Genomic DNA, 18,776 nt, shown 5'->3' with positions numbered 1-18,776 from the left:
GAGTGAACAGAAAGACAAGGCTAAGGCCTTGTCTTTTTTTTGGGAGAAATAAAGTGAGTGATGCAATTTGGTTAGCCTTAGGGCTAGTACTTGTTTTTGAAGGGCTAGGTCCACTACTGGCACCTAGGGGATGGCGTGACATGGTTGGGCAGCTAGCGCAACAAGACGATAATTCCCTCCGCCGGATTGGAGGGTGCTTGGTGGTTGCAGGTTGTACGATTGCTTACATGATGTATCGCAGCCTGTAAATTGTGCTGAGTGCCGCCTGTGACACTCTTCTTGCAAAAATAATTGCCATGCTTAAAAAATGACTGCAAGGCGTGCACTAAGGTGCTAGAATCCTTTTTTAACTACTATAGATGAAGACAGATGGCAAATAATGTAGTCGTTCTTGGCACCCAATGGGGTGACGAAGGTAAAGGTAAGATTGTTGACCTATTAACCGAAGATGCAAAATATGTGGTTCGCTACCAAGGCGGTCACAATGCAGGTCATACCCTTGTCATTGACGGTGAAAAAACTGTCTTGCACCTGATCCCATCAGGCATTCTGCGTAACAACGTTAAATGTATTATTGGTAACGGTGTTGTTCTTTCTCCAGACGCGTTAATGAAAGAAATGGGCCCGCTAGAAGCGCGTGGTATCCCTGTTCGTGAACGTCTATTCCTGTCTGAAGCTTGTCCGCTAATTCTTCCTTATCATATCGCACTTGACCAAGCGCGTGAGCTTGCTCGTGGTAAAAAAGCAATTGGTACTACGGGTCGTGGTATCGGTCCTGCGTACGAAGATAAAGTTGCTCGTCGTGGTCTGCGTGTTGGCGATCTATTCGACAAAGAAGCATTTGCTGAGAAGCTTAAAGAAGTAATGGCTTACCATAACTTCCAAATTGAGCATTACTACAATGCTGAACCAGTAAGCTATGAAGAAGTACTTGCAGGTGTGATGGCACAAGCTGACATCCTGACTTCTATGGTTATCGATGTAACTAAAGAACTTGATGATGCACGTCTACGTGGCGACAAGATCATGTTTGAAGGTGCACAAGGTACGCTACTAGATATCGACCACGGTACTTACCCATACGTAACGTCTTCTAACACGACTGCTGGTGGTGTTGCTGCAGGTTCTGGTTTTGGTCCTCGTCACCTAGGTTACATCCTAGGTATTGCGAAAGCATACTGCACACGTGTAGGTGCAGGTCCATTCCCGACTGAGCTATACGACGGTCTAGATAAGCAAGACCCAATTGGTAAGCACCTAGGTACAGTTGGTAACGAGTTTGGCGCAACGACTGGTCGTCTACGTCGTACTGGTTGGTTTGATGCAGTGGCGATGCGCCGCGCAGTACAAATCAACTCAATCTCTGGTTTCTGCCTAACTAAGCTTGACGTAATGGATGGCATTGAAGAAATCAAGATCTGTACTGGTTACAAAACTAAGACTGGCGAAATCCTAGAAGTATCACCAATGGCGGCTGATGCTTACGAAGATCTAGAGCTAATCTACGAAACAGTACCTGGTTGGACTGAATGTACTTTCGGTGCTAAATCACTAGACGCACTTCCACAAGCTGCGCTTGATTACATCGCGCGTATCGAAGAGCTAACTGGTGTACCAATCGATATTATTTCGACTGGTCCAGACCGTAACGAAACAATCATCAAGGTTCACCCATACGGTGAGTAATTGCTGATGTTTCGCCAAAAGCCAACCTAAGGGTTGGCTTTTTTGTGCCCGTAATATCGTCCTATACAATGAAGGGGGATCTGGTATTTCCTCTTGTGTCAAAAAAGATGAAATACTTTTGTGATATTGCGGCAAAAAAATGCCGTTTTTGCGAAAAGTTATTAAAGAGTTTACCGCTTTCGCCGATACGTTTTTTACTGCCAGTTATTCATCTGGTAAAAACAATGTAGCGCTTTGGTGGCGTTGCGATTTCGGAAATATGAGCTTGGTGTGATGAAACTGCGTACATTACTTCTTACTACAGTGTTATTTGCAACGCCTGTACATGCGATTGAAAGCGTGGGCGAAGCTGTAGAAGTGTACACAGAATCTGAGTTATTTCGCTTATTCGACACTAATAGCCACCTTGAACGAGTTAAAGCGGATGAATGCCAGTTAGTACAAGATATTGAAGCACGCGCCCAACGTGTAGAGTCACCTGCCTATGAGTTCTTATACGGCGACATGTTAGCTTGGGGTGTGTGTGTTGAGCGTGATGTGGAGTTGGGGATTGATTACATGCAATCTGCCGCGCATCAAGGTTCACCGGCAGCACTCGAGCAATTGGGGCGTTACTTTGCTCGTGGTATTTTAGTTCAGCAAGACCGCGAACGAGCTATCCCTTATCTACGTGAAGCTGCTTCCATGGGGAATGTGTCTGCCCGTATTCAACTTGCTGAATTATTGCTTAATAATTATGGCAGTCCTCTTGATTTTGAAGATGCCTATCGCTGGTTGTATAACACCGTGGTAGCCAATAAATCTACTCACCGTAAAATCACGACATTAAGGCGTAACCTTGAAACGCACATGCCTGCCAATGTGATCGCTCGGGCGAAACGCCGTGATACGTTTTGGTGAGCCATTAGGCTAGCGGTTAATATTCAGCTAAAAGCTGCAGACACAAAAAAGAGCGCCGATGCGCTCTTTTTACGTTTTGGCTGTTGTGACTGAGAACTACAGTACTTTATGCGGACCAAAGCATTCGTAGTGAATGCGATCTTCCGTTACACCTAACTCAATCAACTGCTTCGCGACATGCTGCATGAAGCCTACTGGACCACAGAAGTAGTATTCCATTTCTGGATGACTGATCTGCGCTTTGACTTGGTATAGATCGATGATACCGGTGAAGTCAAAATCTTCAGCAGGGCGATCTGTCGTCAAGGGCTCACGGTACCAGGTGGTTGCTGTCATATGATCATGTTGATCAACTACAGCGTTAACGTGATCCTTGAAAGCATGATGCTCACCATTTTCAGCTGCATGTAGCCAGTTAACCTGTGCTTGATGTGCTGTTAGGGTTTCAAGCATCGATAGTGTCGGTGTTAAACCCACACCGGCAGAAATAAGGGTAACAGGTGTTGTGGGTGCTGCAGCTAGGAAGAAATCACCAGCAGGGGCTGCAAGTTGAACTTTGTCGCCTACTTGCAAGTGAGCATGAAGATAGCTCGAAACTTTGCCGCCTTCTTCGCGTTTAACCGATATACGGTAAGTATTGTCTTGAGGCGCCGAAGATAAGCTGTATTGGCGGATCTCTTGGTTTTCAAATGCGTCAGGAGTAAGGTAAATACCTAAGTATTGACCTGGCTTAAAGCTTGAAACGGCTTCACCATCGGTAGGTTTAAAGGTAAAACTGGTGATCACGTGAGATTCTGGTTGTTTGGCAACAACTTCAAACTCACGGGTGCCACGCCAGCCGCCAGCCATGGTTTCATTTTCTTGGTAAATCGCTTCTTCACGCTGAATGAATACATTCGCGAGTACACCATAAGCTTCCCCCCATGCATCCAGCACGGCTTGACCTGGTGATAGAAGTTCATCGATAGTTGCCAGCAAATGCCCACCAACAATAGAATATTGCTCGGCTGTGATCATAAAGCTGGTGTGTTTATGCGCTATTTTTTCAACTGCAGGTAATAACGCAGCAAGGTTATCGATGTTATTTGCATAAGCACAAATAGCATTAAATAATGCTTCACGCTGGTCACCATTACGCTGGTTACTCATGTTGAAAATATCTTTGAGTTCAGGATTATGGTTAAACATGCGGTCATAAAAGTGGGCGGTCAGAGCGGGACCTGTTTGAGCAATTACTGGTGCCGTTGCTTTGACGGTATCAATAGTTTGTTGGCTAATCATTACTACTTTCTCTTGAAGTTGTATTTATAATGTATGTTATAAGTTGTATCTGATCTGTATCTTTTAGTCAATAACAAGATTAGAATACTTCTAGGAGGAGCTATTGTGCAGTTAACCAGTTTTACCGATTTTGGCTTAAGGGCTTTGATTTATCTTGCCACCTTGCCTGAAGGCGAATTAGCCAGCATTACAAAAGTGACAGATGTATACAGCGTATCGCGTAACCACATGGTCAAGATTATTAATAAACTTGGTCAATTGGGCTACGTTGAAACTGTGCGCGGTAAAAATGGTGGTATCCGATTAGGAATGGCCGCAAAAGACATTGTTGTTGGCGATGTTGTACGTGCAATTGAACCACTTCAAATCGTAAATTGCAGTGAAGATTTTTGCCACATCACCCCAGCTTGCCGTTTGAAAGGTATTTTAGCGACAGCACGTGAAGCGTTTTTGAATGAATTGGATCAGCATACGCTGGAAAGCTTAATTGATGATAACCCACCACTGCGTGTGTTGTTAGATGTGCCTGCTGAGCCGCTGAACTAATCGCTGTACAATCTCTCTTAAAGGGCACGTTTCTGTGCCATCCTCAAATTCTGTGGAGTGAAGTACTTAGGTTGATGACCTTAAATTTGTACTTGGCTCCCATCTGTTCACCTATGGTCTGGATATACTTAATGTTATGTCCTCGCCAATATGGATCTATTTATGCCTAAAGGTACTACCGATTTACCGGTCGATCCTTTCCGCGATCGCGAAGCGTCAAACTACGAAAACCCTATTCCAAGCCGTGAAATGTTGCTTGAAGTTATTCGTGGTTTCAGTACACCCGTGAGTCGCGACCAACTATTTACCGAGTTGAAATTGGAAGGGGATGATCATTATGAAGGTCTTCGTCGCCGTTTACGTGCGATGGAGCGAGATGGTCAACTTATATTTACTCGCCGCCAGTGCTATGCCTTGCCTGAGCGTCTTGATTTGATTAAAGGCTATGTTATTGGCCACCGTGATGGCTTTGGGTTTGTTCGCCCTGAAGGCAGCGTTGGTAAAGATAACGACCTAATGCTACCTAACCACCAAATGCGTGGTGTTTTACACGGTGACTATATCCTTGCTCAAGCTGATGGCGTTGATAAACGTGGCCGTCGTGAAGGACGTGTCGTTCGTGTAGTACAAGAACGTACAGGCCAAATTGTGGGCCGCTTCTTTGTTGAAGATGGTATGGGCTATGTTGTACCTGATGATTCACGTATTGCACAAGATATTGTGATCCCGAACGACAATCGTATGGGTGCACGTATGGGTAACGTGGTTGTGGTTGAAATCAACCAACGTGCTACTCGCCAATACAATGCAGTGGGTAAAGTGGTTGAAGTACTTGGTGAGAATATGGCACCGGGTATGGAAATTGAAATCGCTCTGCGTACCCATGACATTCCACACGAATGGCCTGTTGAAGTCGAGAAGCAGATCGAAGGCTTAGGCGAGCAGGTGCCAGAAGAAGCCAAGCAAGGCCGTGTTGATTTACGTGACTTACCGTTAGTAACCATTGATGGTGAAGATGCACGTGATTTCGATGATGCTGTTTTCTGTGAGCGCAAAAAGTCAGGCGGCTGGCGTTTATGGGTCGCGATTGCTGATGTTAGTCACTATGTTCGCCAAGGTTCCGCGCTAGATAAAGAAGCGGTTAACCGTGGTAACTCGGTGTACTTCCCGTCGCAAGTTATCCCAATGCTACCAGAGGTGTTATCGAACGGCCTATGTTCGCTTAACCCGCAAGTTGATCGCTTGTGTATGGTGTGTGAGATGACTATCTCAGATATCGGTAAGCTATCGGGTTACAAGCACTATGAAGCGGTAATGAACTCGCATGCACGTCTGACTTACACCAAAGTAAGCAAGATGCTGGATGGCAATGAAGAGCTACGTGAGCGTTATAAGCCGCTAGTCCCTCATCTTGAAGAGCTGTTTGCGATGTACAAAACGATCAAAAAATCACGTGAAGAACGTGGTGCGATCGAATTTGAAACTATCGAAACCCAGTTTATCTTCAATGCTGATCGTAAGATCGACCGCATTGTGCCTGCAGAGCGTAACGAAGCGCACAAGATCATCGAAGAATGTATGATCATGGCGAACGTTGCATCAGCACGTTTTGTTGAAAAAGCCAAAGAGCCAGCATTGTACCGTGTCCACGATAGCCCAGGTGAAGAGCGCCTTGTGGGTTTCCGTGACTTCTTAGGAGAGTTGAGCTTAAATTTATCGGGTGGTTTAGCGCCGTCGCCAAGTGATTACGCCGCGTTGGCAGCGATGATCCAAGATCGTCCAGATAAAGAGTTGATCCAAACGATGCTGCTACGCTCAATGAAGCAAGCTGTGTATCAAGGCGATAATATTGGTCACTTTGGTTTGGCGCTTAAGCAGTACGCGCACTTTACCTCGCCAATTCGTCGTTACCCAGATTTGACGTTGCACCGTGCACTTAAATATTTAATCGCGAAGCAAAATGGTACCAATACCGATCGTTGGACGCCAACAGGTGGCTACCATTACTCGTATGATGACATCGACGTATTGGGTGAGCAGTGTTCAACCACTGAGCGCCGTGCCGATGATGCAACGCGTGATGTTGCAGATTGGCTCAAATGTGAGTACATGCAAGATCACCTAGGTGATGAGTTTGATGGCGTGATTGCTAATGTCACTGGTTTTGGCTTCTTTGTTCGTTTAACTGAATTGAACATTGATGGTCTGGTGCACATCTCGAACCTTGCGAATGATTACTACCAGTTTGATCCGGTTGGTCAGCGTTTAGTCGGTGAGAGTTCGGGGCAAATTTACCGTTTAGGCGATAGCGTAAAAGTGAAAGTGGCGGCAATTAATTTAAATGATCGTCAGATTGATTTTGATATTGTGGGCACGTCACGCAAAGCGCGTGGTGAAGGCAAAACGGCTAAAACCCGTGAAAAGCAGCAACGCATGCGCAAAGCGCAAGGCTTGCAGCGTCAGAATTTGAAGTCTTACCGCGTTGAAGGCGGTGAAGCGCAGACTGATGCAGAGCAAGAACAGCGTGCTAAATCGAAGAAAAATCGCGCGTCGGTACGTCAAAAGCTTAAAGCGGGTGCTATCCCTAAAGCTGGTGATAAAAAACCAAAAGTGTACGCAGACGACGATACTAAACCGAAAACGAAAAGCAGAAAGAAACCGTCGGCTGCTGCTCGTAAAAAGAAAAAGCAACGCGCGGGCAAAGCCGAACGCGCCGCAAAGAAGAACTAAGCAATGAGTAATGAAATGATCTTCGGCATTCATGCCGTGAAAGCTGTGTTAGCGTCAGATCCTGCACGCTTTATTGAAGTATTTGTGTTGAAAGGCCGTGAAGACGATCGTCTACAGCCAGTACTGGATGAACTAAATATGTTGGGTATTACTGTCCAACAAGCGGGTCGTAAAGCGCTAGATGACAAAGCCAAAGGCGCGTCTCACCAAGGCGTTATTGCGCGTGTGAAAGCGGGCAAGCAGTACAACGAGCATGACCTTGATGCGATTCTGGCAAGCAAAGAGAATCCATTGCTACTTGTGCTAGATGGCGTGACAGATCCGCATAATTTAGGGGCTTGTTTACGTAATGCTGATGCGGCGGGTGCTGTAGCCGTGATCGTTCCTAAAGACCGCTCGGCACAACTTAATGGTACTGCTTCTAAAGTGGCGTGTGGTGCTGCAGAGGTCGTGCCATTGGTACGTGTGACCAATTTAGCGCGCACCCTACGTGCACTTCAAGAGCAAGGTGTATGGGTTGTTGGTACAGCAGGTGAAGCAACGCATGATGTTTACCAAAGTAAACTGACAGGTCCTTTGGCTATTGTCATGGGCGCTGAAGGTGACGGTATGCGTCGTTTAACGCGTGAAACCTGTGATGACCTGATCAAAATTCCAATGTCAGGCACGGTTTCTAGTTTGAACGTATCGGTTGCGACAGGCATTTGTTTGTTTGAAGCTGTGCGTCAACGCCAAGGCTAATAGTTCGGTTGTTTATACTGTTTCTAGTAATAACACCGAGTTAAAATGTCATCGAAAGGGCTGCAATGATTGCAGCCCTTTTTATTTGTTGGTATTTGGGTGAATGAGCGTAAAAAGTCTTGCGAAAATCGTCCATTCTCTATACTATTCTGCCTCCAAATTCTCGGTTCTTTTTTTAGTTCCTTGCTTCCTCTGGATAACCGAGCCAATTAAGGAAGCTGATTAATCCGTAAGGAGCAACCAATGCGTCATTACGAAATCGTATTCATGGTGCACCCTGATCAAAGCGAACAGGTTGCAGGCATGATCGAACGTTACACTGGTTCAATCAAAGATGCTGGTGGTGAAATTCACCGTCTAGAAGATTGGGGCCGCCGTCAAATGGCTTACCCAATCAACAAACTGCACAAAGCACACTACGTTCTTATGAACGTTGAAGCTGAGCAGTCTGTAATTGACGAGCTTGAGTCTAGCTTCCGTTTCAACGATGCAGTGATCCGTAACATGATCATGCGTGCGAAAAACGCTGTTACTGAGCCATCTCCAATGATGAAGGCTAAAGAAGAGCGTACAGAGCGTTTCTCTAAGCGTGATGAGCGTTCAGAAGCTCCAGCAGAAGCTCCAGCGAAAGCTGAAGGTGAAGCAGAAGCTGAGTAATTTGTAAGTGACCAATCGTCTGGCGTTATCTGGTGTTATAGCCAAAGAGCCCAAACGAAGCCAATCCCCGGCAGGCGTTCCTCATTGTCACTTTGTGCTTGAGCATCGTTCTTACCAACGGGAAGCTGACTTACCTCGTCAAGTGTATTGCTACATTAACGTTGTTGTTAGCGGTAAAGGTCAACAAGCAGTTACTCAAGATTTAGCCGTTGGCAGTCACATTAAGGCTTCGGGATTTATCTCGTACCAAACCGGCCGTAATGGCATAGGTAAATTAGTGTTACATGCCGACCACATTGAAATAAATTGTTCAGGAGATTAGCCCATGGCACGTTTCTTCCGTCGTCGTAAATTCTGCCGTTTCACTGCAGAAGACGTACAAGAGATCGACTACAAAGACGTAGTTACTCTAAAAAACTACATTACTGAAGCTGGTAAAATTGTACCGAGCCGTATCACTGGTACTCGCGCAAAATACCAACGTCAGCTAGCTCGCGCTATCAAGCGTTCTCGTTACCTAGCACTTCTACCATACACAGATAAGCATCTGTAATAGGTAGCGGTTAAATTAAGTTTAAGAGGACATAGATAATGCAAGTTATTCTACTTGATAAAATCGGTAACCTAGGTGGCCTTGGCGACCAAGTTAACGTTAAAGCTGGCTACGCTCGTAACTTCCTTATCCCACAGGGTAAAGTTGTTATGGCTACTAAAGCTAACGTAGAAATGTTTGAAACTCGTCGTGCTGAACTAGAAGCTAAAGTTGCTGAGCAACTAGCTGCTTGTCAAGCTCGTGCAGACAAACTAAGCGCTCTAGAAGCAGTTGTTATTGCTTCTAAAGCTGGTGACGAAGGTAAACTATTCGGCTCTATCGGTACTCGTGACATCGCTGACGCTATTACAGCGGCAGGCGTTACAGTAGTGAAGAGCGAAGTTCGTCTACCTGAAGGCGCACTACGTAACACTGGCGAATTCGCAGTTAGCATTCAGCTACACTCTGAAGTATTCGCTACAGTTAACCTAAACGTTGTAGCTGAAGCTTAATAACGTTTTGTGTTAATTAAAAAACCAGCCTTAGGGCTGGTTTTTTTATGCCTGTTATTTGAGTGACGAGCTCTCGCATCGAACTAAATAGGTGTAACGCCAAGATATGTATGTTTACCATGTCAACATGGTGGTATTGAGTCTAGTCGAACGACAGGCGGGTATTTACATCATGTCTGTTGGTGGTGCGGTGAGATCTAAATTTTGAACAGCAGTGTCATGGTAAGGGTCGAATCGCGTTTCTTTAAGCCGTCAGGTACCCAAGTATTGTACTTCTGAGTATTACTGATCTTAATCGCGATGTGCTCGGTGATCGAACTGGTTAGATTAACTTCACCTTCTAAGGTGCTGTTACTGTTACCACCGATACCCGTAATTCGCGTATTGATCTCAACGGTTTTGGTTGGCTTCCAAGTAAATTTAGTACTACCACGCAAAATAATTTCTTGTACCGTTTCTGGTACCACAATGTCATCGTCATCAATCTCGTCAAAGTTGGGATCTTGAAAGCGATAACCCGGCCCCGCTTCTACTTCCATCTGAAACGTCTCTCGACGGATCAACTGATAACCCAAACCTGTTGCGAGGGTGAAATCATTGAAGTAAGGCCCATAGCGATCATTGGTGTAGCTGGCATTACCTAACACATAGGTACGCTCATTAATTTTCATATCGCTTTGCAGTTCTAGTTGGCCTTTACGTTTATCTTCTTTTTCGTTTTTGGTTGCCAATAAATATTTAGCTTCGGCGGTATTACGAAATTGATTTTTAACGTAAGTCAGACCCAGTCGGCTGTTCAATGATTGAGAATCAGAGTTGCCAGAAAGTGATTGGTAACCCAATTCAATCTCTGTTTTTAATGGAGAGGGTGGTACTTGTGCGTCTTCTTCCTCAGCATAGGCAGTGCTAGTGGCAAGCAGCAGTGCAGCGATAAGGTATTTAGCCAAGCATCCTCCTATGAGGTGTATAAATGGAAAGAAAGCGGTCAGTGTACCGCAATAATGTCAACTTTTGGTCAAGAATTCTGTGGTGAATATCGATTAGAATTAAAAAGCGCATAATAGGCACCAACCGCTGAGCATTAATGAGTTTTTCACTACTAAACCGTGAATGAGGTATACTATCAGGCTACGTTTTTAGTAAGTACGCGATCCCTATGGCAGAGAAAAGTAAACCGAATAATCAACGAGATACCCAAGTGGATGCCATTAAAATGCCACCACACTCATTGGAGGCCGAGCAATCTGTTTTAGGTGGCTTGTTGCTGGATAATGAAAAATGGGACTCTGTTGCCGAAAAAATCTTGGCGAGTGACTTTTACAGTCGCCCTCACCGTATTATTTTCGAGTCGGTCTCGGCTTTGCTAGAAGGCGGTAAGCCGCTCGATTTGATCACGCTTTCTGAGCAGCTTGAGCAAGCGGATAAACTCGAAGATGTGGGTGGATTTGCGTACTTAGCCGAGCTCGCAAAAAATACGCCATCAGCCGCCAATATTGCCGCTTATACCGACATTGTTCGTGAGCGTGCAATGATCAGAGGCATGATTGGCGTTGCGAATGAAATCGCTGACGCAGGTTACGATCCCCAAGGCCGTACCAGTGAAGATTTGCTGGATATGGCTGAAAGTAAAGTTTTCGCTATTGCCGAGCAACGTACCTCGGAAAATGAAGGTCCTCAGAATGTAGATACGATTCTAGAGAAAACCCTAGAACGTATTGAGTTGTTATACCAATCACCACAAGATGGTGTAACGGGTGTAACGACGGGATTTACCGATCTGAATAAGAAAACCGCGGGCTTACAGGGTTCGGATTTGATCATTGTTGCAGCACGTCCATCTATGGGTAAAACCACGTTTGCGATGAACTTGTGCGAAAACGCCGCCATGGATCAAGATAAACCGGTGCTGATTTTCTCGCTAGAGATGCCCGCGGAACAAATCATGATGCGTATGTTGGCATCGTTATCACGTGTAGACCAAACTAAGATCCGTACTGGTCAACTCGATGATGAAGATTGGGCGCGTATTTCTTCAACCATGGGAATCCTCATGGAGAAGAAGAATATGTACATCGATGACAGCTCGGGTCTAACCCCGACTGATGTACGTTCTCGCGCTCGTCGTATTGCCCGTGATCACGGCGGTTTAAGCATGATCATGGTCGATTACCTGCAATTAATGCGCGTCCCTGGCATGCAAGATAACCGTACGTTAGAGATCTCAGAGATTTCACGCTCGTTGAAAGCGTTGGCAAAAGAGCTTAATGTGCCTGTTGTTGCATTGTCTCAGCTTAACCGTTCCTTGGAGCAACGTGCCGATAAACGCCCGATTAACTCAGACTTGCGTGAATCAGGTGCTATCGAGCAGGATGCCGATTTAATCATGTTCATCTACCGTGATGAGGTTTATCACGAAGAGAGTGCGCTTAAAGGTATTGCCGAAATTATTATTGGTAAGCAGCGTAACGGCCCTATCGGTTCTGTGCGACTCACTTTCCAAGGGCAGTTTTCACGTTTTGATAATTACGCAGGCCCTGCGTTTGACGAAGAATAATAACCACATCACTAGGAACTCGCGATGAAAGCGGCTACCGCCTATATCAGTACAGATGCACTGCAGCATAATATTGCTCAACTGCGCCAGAAAGCCCCGAACAGTAAAATGTTAGCGGTGGTTAAAGCGAATGCTTACGGTCATGGCCTGTTGCCTGTCGCACAACATTTGGCGGATGTTGATGGTTTTGGCGTTGCGCGTATTGAAGAAGCGCTAACGTTGCGAGCGGGTGGGGTCGTTAAGCCTATTTTATTATTGGAAGGTTTTTACAGCGCATCCGATCTGCCTGTTTTAGTGACCAATAATATTCATACCGTTGTGCACAGCGTTGAACAACTGGCTGCGCTTGAAGATGCTGAGCTTGAAATGCCCGTTGTGGTATGGCTTAAAATCGACAGTGGCATGCACCGCTTAGGTGTTAGGCCTGAGCAGTTTGATGATTTTGTGACTCGCTTGCATGCGTGCGAAAATGTCGCCAAACCGCTGCGCTACATGAGTCACTTTGGTTGTGCCGATGATTCAGCTAGCTCAGTTACTGCAGAGCAGTTGGATACCTTCTTGAGTCTAACCGCTGGCTGTGCGGGTGAACGTTCGCTGGCAGCCTCTGCAGGGACATTAGCGTGGCCAGATAGCCAACTCGAGTGGATTCGTCCAGGGATTATCATGTACGGTGTGTCACCGTTTGTTGAGCCTGAGCGTAATGCCGATGCCTTTTCAATGAAGCCCGTGATGACGCTTACTTCTTCGCTGATTGCAGTACGTGATGTGAAGAAAGGCGAAGCTGTTGGCTATGGCGGTACGTGGGTAAGCGCACGAGATACGAAAGTGGGTGTTATTGCGATTGGTTATGGTGATGGTTATCCACGTTCGGCACCAAATGGCACACCTGTTTTAGTGAACGGTCGTATTGTGCCAATGGCTGGGCGTGTTTCTATGGACATGCTAACGGTTGATCTTGGGCCTGAATGCAATGATAAAGTCGGTGATGAAGCGATTTTGTGGGGGCAAGGATTACCTGCTGAAATCGTTGCGGAGTATGTGGGTACTATTGCTTACGAACTCGTTACCAAATTAACACCGCGTGTTGCTATGGCCTATATCTAGGCGAGCGCACAGTAATCGAATGGATTTTTTTTGAAAAAGTTAGCTATCCCTTTTAGTCTTTTGTTCGCTGCAAGTGTGAACTCGGCTCTAGCAACCGAGCAAGCATGGCCTGAATACGAACCTGATATTAATGTTGTCCCTTTTGCTTTTTCGACGGATTCCATGGGCTTATCGGTAGGTGTGGCAGGGCTGATCAAAGGTGCAGGTCAACCTCAGGCGTCAGTGATCGGTGCAGGCTTGATGAGTGATAAAGGCACTTGGATTTCATATTTTGGTGCCTATAACTATGCATTTTCAATGGATAGCCGATGGTTGTTTGGTCTTGAGCTGTACTCCGCATCGTATAAAAAGTTTGAATACTTTGTCGGGGAAGGAACCTCTAATGATTCCTCGATTGAAGATGTCATTATTGCTGATGCCCGTGAAGATGATTACCGCATAACCGCACGTTACATCTTGCCGTTTGGCGCAGCTAAATCCCAAGGGTTAATGGCCGCATTACGTCCGAACCGCGAAATAACCGGTAGCGTGCCCTGGGAAAGTGGGGTGACTTCAATTGAGTTTCGTCCTTTCTATAAAAGTCGCCAATTTGCTAACGGCTCACTTTTTCCCGAACAGCCGAAAGCCAACAATAGCGATCATGTCTATGGCTTAGAAACGCGGCTTGATTGGGATAACCGCAATAATAGCCGTAACCCAACAGATGGTAGTCGTAGCCAGTTTACCTTAACGGTCGATCCGGGTAGCTCAGATCGCGCAAGCTGGGTAACGTGGGAAGCGAGCCAAAGTTGGTTCTGGGATATGGGCCCTTTGGGGGAATTGCTTGACCAACAGGTCTTTGCTTTTAATGTCTATACGGCGGATACCCCGACATGGAATCAAACCGAAACCATTAATGGGCAAGAAACTTATAACCGCCCGCCTGAGTTTGCGGCTAATAGCCTGGGTGGTTTATACCGTTTACGTAGTTTCCAAAGTAACCGCTATGTTGGTCGCTCAGCCATGAGCTACAGCATGGAATACCGAGTCTTACCTGATTGGCAGCCGCTTGGCGATTGGCCAATTTTCAATTGGTATGACGTGCCTTGGTGGCAGTGGGTTGCTTTTGCCGATGTAGGACGTGTTGCTGATGAGTACAACTTGTTGGAATTGCATAAAGACATGAAATGGAGTGCCGGTGGCGCTGTTCGTTTCCAAGTTGAAGGTATTGTGGTTCGGACGGAAATGGCTTGGGGCAGCGAAGAAAGCATGTTCCGCGTTATGGTGAACCAGCCATTTTAATCTGACAGACAGTATCAAGTGAAAGCGAGCCTAAGTGCTCGCTTTTTTATTGCCCTTGAATTGTGACGACAACGCTGCGCTTCCCACCATGATCACGGTGCTCACCTAAATAAATACCTTGCCATGTTCCGAGCGTAAAACGACCCTGATTAATCGGCAGAGTAATGCTATTGCCCAGTAAAGACGCTTTAATATGAGCAGGCATATCATCATCGCCTTCATAGGTGTGTTGGTAATACGGCGCACGCTCAGGGACAAAGCGATTGAAGTGGGCTTCCATATCGTGACGAACTGTCGGGTCGGCATTTTCGTTAATCGTTAGGCTAGCGGATGTATGTTGAATGAAGAGGTGCGCAAGGCCAATCGAAATAGACGATAATTCTGTAAGTTGTTGCTCAATTTCAGTTGTCACTAAATGAAAGCCTCGTGACTGGGCTGAAAGTTGAATGATTTTTTGGAACCACATAATACTTGCCTTCGTAGTAAAGCTCTGGTGCAATCAGCGGTAGATTAATGGACAACTGGTTTCATTTGGTCATGATGATAAGTCTTAAATTTCGTGACCTGACGCAATGCAGATAGCTATACCTTAGCGTCATAATTGACGAAACGTTGTAATATTACATAAAGATAGTCATGAACAAGACTACATATTTATAACATTCTACTTTATCGGGGGTCCATTAGTGAGTCACACCGAATAGCTAATGGATTAAACATAAAAAAATCAGGAATTTTCACCATGTTGAAAAACATCAATCCAACAAAAACGCCTGCGTGGCAAGCACTGACTGCGCATTTTGAACAAGCACAAGATTTACAACTGAGTGAGTTGTTTGCTAACGATAGCGAACGTTTTACTAAGTTTTCTACCGAGTTCGGTTCAGATATTCTGCTTGATTACTCAAAGAACTTAATCACAGAAGAAACGCTAGCGAAGTTGTTCGATCTTGCTGATCAAACTGAGCTGAAAGCGGCGATTGCCGAACTATTCAGCGGTGAGAAAATCAACCAAACTGAAGATCGTGCGGTACTACACGCGGCATTGCGCAACCGTAGCAATCCCCCGATCATGGTTGATGGCCAAGACGTAATGCCAGGTGTTAATGCGGTTCTGGATAAGATGAAAGCTTTCACGGCACGTATCGTTGATGGTGAATGGAAAGGCTACACAGGTAAAGAAATTACCGACGTGGTGAACATTGGTATCGGTGGTTCAGACTTAGGCCCATACATGGTGGCTGAAGCGCTTGCGGCATACAAAACACGCTTGAACATGCACTTTGTCTCAAACGTTGATGGCACGCACATTGCGGAAACATTAAAAGGTTTAAACCCTGAAACAACACTATTCCTGATTGCGTCGAAAACATTTACAACGCAAGAAACGATGACCAATGCGCACTCTGCTCGTGATTGGTTCCTAGCAACAGCGCAAGATTCAGCACATGTAGCTAAGCACTTTGCGGCTCTATCAACTAATGCAACTTCTGTTGCTGAGTTTGGTATTGATACCGACAACATGTTCGAATTCTGGGATTGGGTTGGTGGTCGTTACTCGCTATGTTCAGCGATCGGTTTATCTATTTCGTTAGCGGTTGGCTTTGATAACTTTGTTGAGTTATTAGAAGGTGCTCATGCAATGGATAAACACTTTGCAGAAACACCTGCAGAGCAAAATATCCCAGTTATCTTGGCGTTAATCGGTATTTGGTACAACAACTTCCACGGTGCTGAATCTGAAGCTATCCTGCCTTACGATCAGTACATGCACCGCTTTGCTGCATACTTCCAGCAAGGTAACATGGAATCGAACGGTAAATGCGTCGATCGTGGTGGCAACCCAGTTGATTACCAAACAGGTCCTATCATTTGGGGTGAGCCGGGTACTAACGGCCAACATGCTTTCTACCAGCTAATCCACCAAGGTACTAAGCTAATTCCTTGTGATTTTATTGCGCCAGCAGTGAGCCACAATCCAATCAGCGATCACCATCCGAAACTAATGGCAAACTTCTTCGCCCAAACTGAAGCACTGGCGTTTGGTAAGAGCAAAGAACAAGTTGAAGCTGAATTTGTAGCCGCTGGTAAATCACTGGATGACGTGAAAGATTTAGTGTCATTTAAAGTGTTTGAAGGTAACCGTCCAACGAACTCCATTCTTGTTAAGCAAGTGACACCTCGCGTATTGGGTTCTTTGATTGCAATGTATGAACACAAAATCTTTGCACAGGGTGTTATCTGGAACATCTTCAGCTTTGATCAGTGGGGCGTTGAGTTAGGTAAGCAATTAGCAAATCAAATTCTGCCTGAACTAACCAATAGCGAAGCTGTGGTTAGCCACGATAGTTCAACTAATGGTCTGATCAACCAATTTAAATCATGGGCTAAATAAGCCTTTCGATTAGAAATTATTTGTAAAATTAGAACGCGGCCAATGGTCGCGTTTTTTTATATCTCTATTTTATATCGCCATATATTTATTGTGGACCCCATCAATTGTACGTCGTTTTATTTTTGTGTCATAAAAGCTCTAAAATGCTTACAATGCTGGGTTGATAAGATAATGAAAATAATGCATGTGCTAACGCGTTGGTAAATAGTGATTTTTAGAACTGTTTCCAGCCTTTTATATCAAGGAAGGCTGTGACAAGTGGCATCATAAACGAGTGGGTAATTATGGAAATAAAGGACGATACAATGGATATGAAAACTCAGCTAGCAGGTAATTTGAAAAAGAAAGTGTCAGTTCCTGTTGTGGCTGGCGTATTGGGAGCGGCTGCCATCTTCGGGTTGTTTAATAATTCGGTGCTGATGACGGATGCTGGGTATACCTATGTGCACCAGAATAACCTGACGGGCGAATTAGATGTATTTAGTGAGCCCGGTATTCATTTTCGTATGCCATTCTTGTCGAAAATCACCAAGTACGATCAAGTGATCACTGTATCTTACGGTAATACGACAGGCGAAGACTTCTACCAACGACTACCTGCGATACAAGCGCGTTTTGCTGATACCTATATTGGAAATATCCCAGTTACCTTCCGATTCAAATTATCGTTGAACCCTGAAGCCGTTATTAAGATGCACCGTGAGTTTCGTAATAACAGCAACCTCATTGATGCATTACTGGTAAAGAATGCCCGTAATGTCACGGTTATTACAGCCACGCAGTACACGGGTGAAGAGTTCTTCCAAGGTGGATTAAATCAGTTTAAAACACAGTTGGGCGATCAACTTCGTGACGGTATTTATATGACCGAGCGTAAACAAGTTGAAGTTGAGCAGATCGATCTTGCGCCTGTAGGGGTGAATCAGTCTAACTCCAATAAGTTGCAACGCACACAGCAGTTAGTATGGAAAACAGTTCCTGTGTTTGATGCCGATGGTAACCTCAAACGTCAAGATAACCCGCTACAGCAGTATGGTATCGCGGTGACACAGGTGACGATTGGCGATCCATCGCCAGAAGAGCAATTAAACAAATTGTTGATGGATAAAAAGCGTTTAGTTGCTGATCGAATTCGTGCTATCCAAGAACAAGAAACATCAAAAGCGCAAGCTGAAACCGAGCAGTTGCGTAAAGAAATTCAGCGTACTCGTGAAGTACAAGATGCTCAGCGTAATAAAGAATTAGCGATAATCTCACAGCAAAAAGAAGTGGAAATTGCTCGTCAAATTGCAGAACGTGAAATCGTTGAAGTTGAAAAGAAAAAACGCTTAGCGGAAGTCGATAAAGAGAAAGAGTTGGCGATTGCTGAGGCGAACTTAGCCATTCAAAAAGCCAATGCATTATCGGCAGAATATGAAGCGAAAGCGATTCTGGCAAAAGGCCGAGCTGAGGCTGTGGTATTAAAAGCGAAATACGATGCCTATGGTGCGAACCGTGATGTGTACTTAGCTGAGCTTAATCGTGATGTTTCTACAGCGTTATACAATAACTTGAAAAACTACCAAGTTGAGATGCCTAAGAACTACTTTGGTGGTGGTAATGGTGGCAAGCTAACCACGAACTTAGATGTGATCACTGGTTTTGGGGCGTTAGGCATATTGGATAAAACGCAAAAACTAACGGATGAGAAACAGAACTAATCGTGACGATGCTTGTTTGATATCAGCCTGAGTGAGTAAATATATCGGTAGAGGTATAGTTAGGAAAGCTTGCTTGGGGTGATATGAGGGTATTTGTGAAATTTAGGCAGTATTAAACACCAGTCAGAGACTCTGACTGGTGTTCTAATATCGTCGC

Annotated in this window: 18 protein-coding genes; 15 read left to right on the top strand and 3 right to left on the bottom strand. The window is 45.2% G+C overall.

The genetic code is table 11. The annotated features are described in order from the left end of the window. Window positions 1–53 precede the first annotated feature (53 nt). The 3 genes from OCU87_RS15445 (at window position 54) to motX (ending at window position 2,586) form a co-directional block, all read left to right on the top strand. A complete protein-coding gene (locus OCU87_RS15445) occupies window positions 54–248 on the top strand; it encodes a DUF2065 domain-containing protein (RefSeq protein WP_062691649.1) in 195 nt (64 codons plus the stop codon). 121 nt (window positions 249–369) lie between these two features. Next, window positions 370–1,686: an adenylosuccinate synthase gene (locus tag OCU87_RS15440; protein ID WP_062691651.1), complete on the top strand. Its 1,317-nt coding sequence runs from the start codon at window positions 370–372 to the stop codon at window positions 1,684–1,686. A gap of 273 nt (window positions 1,687–1,959) precedes the next feature. Further along, entirely contained in the window at window positions 1,960–2,586 is a 627-nt protein-coding gene (motX, locus tag OCU87_RS15435) for a flagellar protein MotX (RefSeq protein WP_062691652.1), read from the top strand. Between the two features lie 96 nt (window positions 2,587–2,682). Here motX and hmpA read toward each other — a convergent pair whose 3' ends face one another. Next, window positions 2,683–3,867, bottom strand: a complete 1,185-nt coding sequence (gene hmpA, locus OCU87_RS15430; protein ID WP_261857518.1) for an NO-inducible flavohemoprotein — start codon at window positions 3,865–3,867, stop codon at window positions 2,683–2,685. A gap of 105 nt (window positions 3,868–3,972) precedes the next feature. Here hmpA and nsrR point away from each other — a divergent pair, with 105 nt between their 5' ends. The 7 genes from nsrR (at window position 3,973) to rplI (ending at window position 9,585) form a co-directional block, all read left to right on the top strand. After that, window positions 3,973–4,413, top strand: a complete 441-nt coding sequence (nsrR, locus tag OCU87_RS15425; RefSeq protein WP_062691656.1) for a nitric oxide-sensing transcriptional repressor NsrR — start codon at window positions 3,973–3,975, stop codon at window positions 4,411–4,413. Between the two features lie 162 nt (window positions 4,414–4,575). Further along, window positions 4,576–7,143 (top strand): ribonuclease R, encoded by a 2,568-nt coding sequence (gene rnr, locus OCU87_RS15420; RefSeq protein WP_261857517.1) that lies wholly within the window; start codon window positions 4,576–4,578, stop codon window positions 7,141–7,143. Between the two features lie 3 nt (window positions 7,144–7,146). Further along, window positions 7,147–7,884, top strand: coding sequence for a 23S rRNA (guanosine(2251)-2'-O)-methyltransferase RlmB (gene rlmB, locus OCU87_RS15415; protein ID WP_062691658.1), 738 nt, complete (start codon window positions 7,147–7,149; stop codon window positions 7,882–7,884). 243 nt (window positions 7,885–8,127) lie between these two features. After that, window positions 8,128–8,541, top strand: a complete 414-nt coding sequence (gene rpsF, locus OCU87_RS15410) for a 30S ribosomal protein S6 (protein ID WP_062691660.1) — start codon at window positions 8,128–8,130, stop codon at window positions 8,539–8,541. Window positions 8,542–8,548: 7 nt separating this feature from the next. Beyond that, window positions 8,549–8,863, top strand: a complete 315-nt coding sequence (gene priB, locus OCU87_RS15405) for a primosomal replication protein N (RefSeq protein WP_062691661.1) — start codon at window positions 8,549–8,551, stop codon at window positions 8,861–8,863. Between the two features lie 3 nt (window positions 8,864–8,866). Continuing rightward, window positions 8,867–9,094, top strand: coding sequence for a 30S ribosomal protein S18 (rpsR, locus tag OCU87_RS15400; protein ID WP_006233798.1), 228 nt, complete (start codon window positions 8,867–8,869; stop codon window positions 9,092–9,094). Between the two features lie 38 nt (window positions 9,095–9,132). Beyond that, window positions 9,133–9,585, top strand: coding sequence for a 50S ribosomal protein L9 (rplI, locus tag OCU87_RS15395; RefSeq protein WP_094957913.1), 453 nt, complete (start codon window positions 9,133–9,135; stop codon window positions 9,583–9,585). 197 nt (window positions 9,586–9,782) lie between these two features. Here the strand turns inward: rplI and OCU87_RS15390 are convergent, their stop codons facing one another. Further along, a complete protein-coding gene (locus OCU87_RS15390; protein ID WP_062691663.1) occupies window positions 9,783–10,532 on the bottom strand; it encodes a DUF481 domain-containing protein in 750 nt (249 codons plus the stop codon). A gap of 209 nt (window positions 10,533–10,741) precedes the next feature. Between OCU87_RS15390 and OCU87_RS15385 the strand changes: the two genes are divergently transcribed. From OCU87_RS15385 to OCU87_RS15375, 3 genes are read left to right on the top strand one after another with little or no spacing between them, the layout of a single operon-like run. Then, window positions 10,742–12,139, top strand: a complete 1,398-nt coding sequence (locus OCU87_RS15385) for a replicative DNA helicase (protein ID WP_062691665.1) — start codon at window positions 10,742–10,744, stop codon at window positions 12,137–12,139. A gap of 24 nt (window positions 12,140–12,163) precedes the next feature. Further along, window positions 12,164–13,243 carry an alanine racemase gene (gene alr, locus OCU87_RS15380; protein WP_062691668.1) on the top strand — a complete coding sequence of 360 codons (1,080 nt, stop codon included), beginning with the start codon at window positions 12,164–12,166 and terminating at the stop codon, window positions 13,241–13,243. Between the two features lie 30 nt (window positions 13,244–13,273). Beyond that, window positions 13,274–14,524 (top strand): BamA/TamA family outer membrane protein, encoded by a 1,251-nt coding sequence (locus tag OCU87_RS15375; protein WP_261857516.1) that lies wholly within the window; start codon window positions 13,274–13,276, stop codon window positions 14,522–14,524. A gap of 46 nt (window positions 14,525–14,570) precedes the next feature. Here OCU87_RS15375 and OCU87_RS15370 read toward each other — a convergent pair whose 3' ends face one another. Next, the gene (locus OCU87_RS15370) at window positions 14,571–14,990 is read right to left on the bottom strand and encodes a secondary thiamine-phosphate synthase enzyme YjbQ (RefSeq protein WP_062691672.1); all 420 of its coding nucleotides are present in this window, start codon (window positions 14,988–14,990) and stop codon (window positions 14,571–14,573) included. Between the two features lie 276 nt (window positions 14,991–15,266). Here OCU87_RS15370 and pgi point away from each other — a divergent pair, with 276 nt between their 5' ends. Together pgi and OCU87_RS15360 are read left to right on the top strand one after the other, a co-directional pair. Further along, complete coding sequence (gene pgi / locus OCU87_RS15365; protein WP_261857515.1) at window positions 15,267–16,919, top strand: glucose-6-phosphate isomerase; 1,653 nt, start codon at window positions 15,267–15,269, stop codon at window positions 16,917–16,919. Window positions 16,920–17,224: 305 nt separating this feature from the next. Continuing rightward, complete coding sequence (locus OCU87_RS15360; RefSeq protein WP_083541006.1) at window positions 17,225–18,619, top strand: SPFH domain-containing protein; 1,395 nt, start codon at window positions 17,225–17,227, stop codon at window positions 18,617–18,619. Window positions 18,620–18,776: the final 157 nt, after the last annotated feature.

The organism is Photobacterium sanguinicancri, from assembly GCF_024346675.1.
GTDB lineage: Bacteria > Pseudomonadota > Gammaproteobacteria > Enterobacterales > Vibrionaceae > Photobacterium > Photobacterium sanguinicancri.
This window is presented reverse-complemented; position numbering and strand designations above follow the sequence as displayed.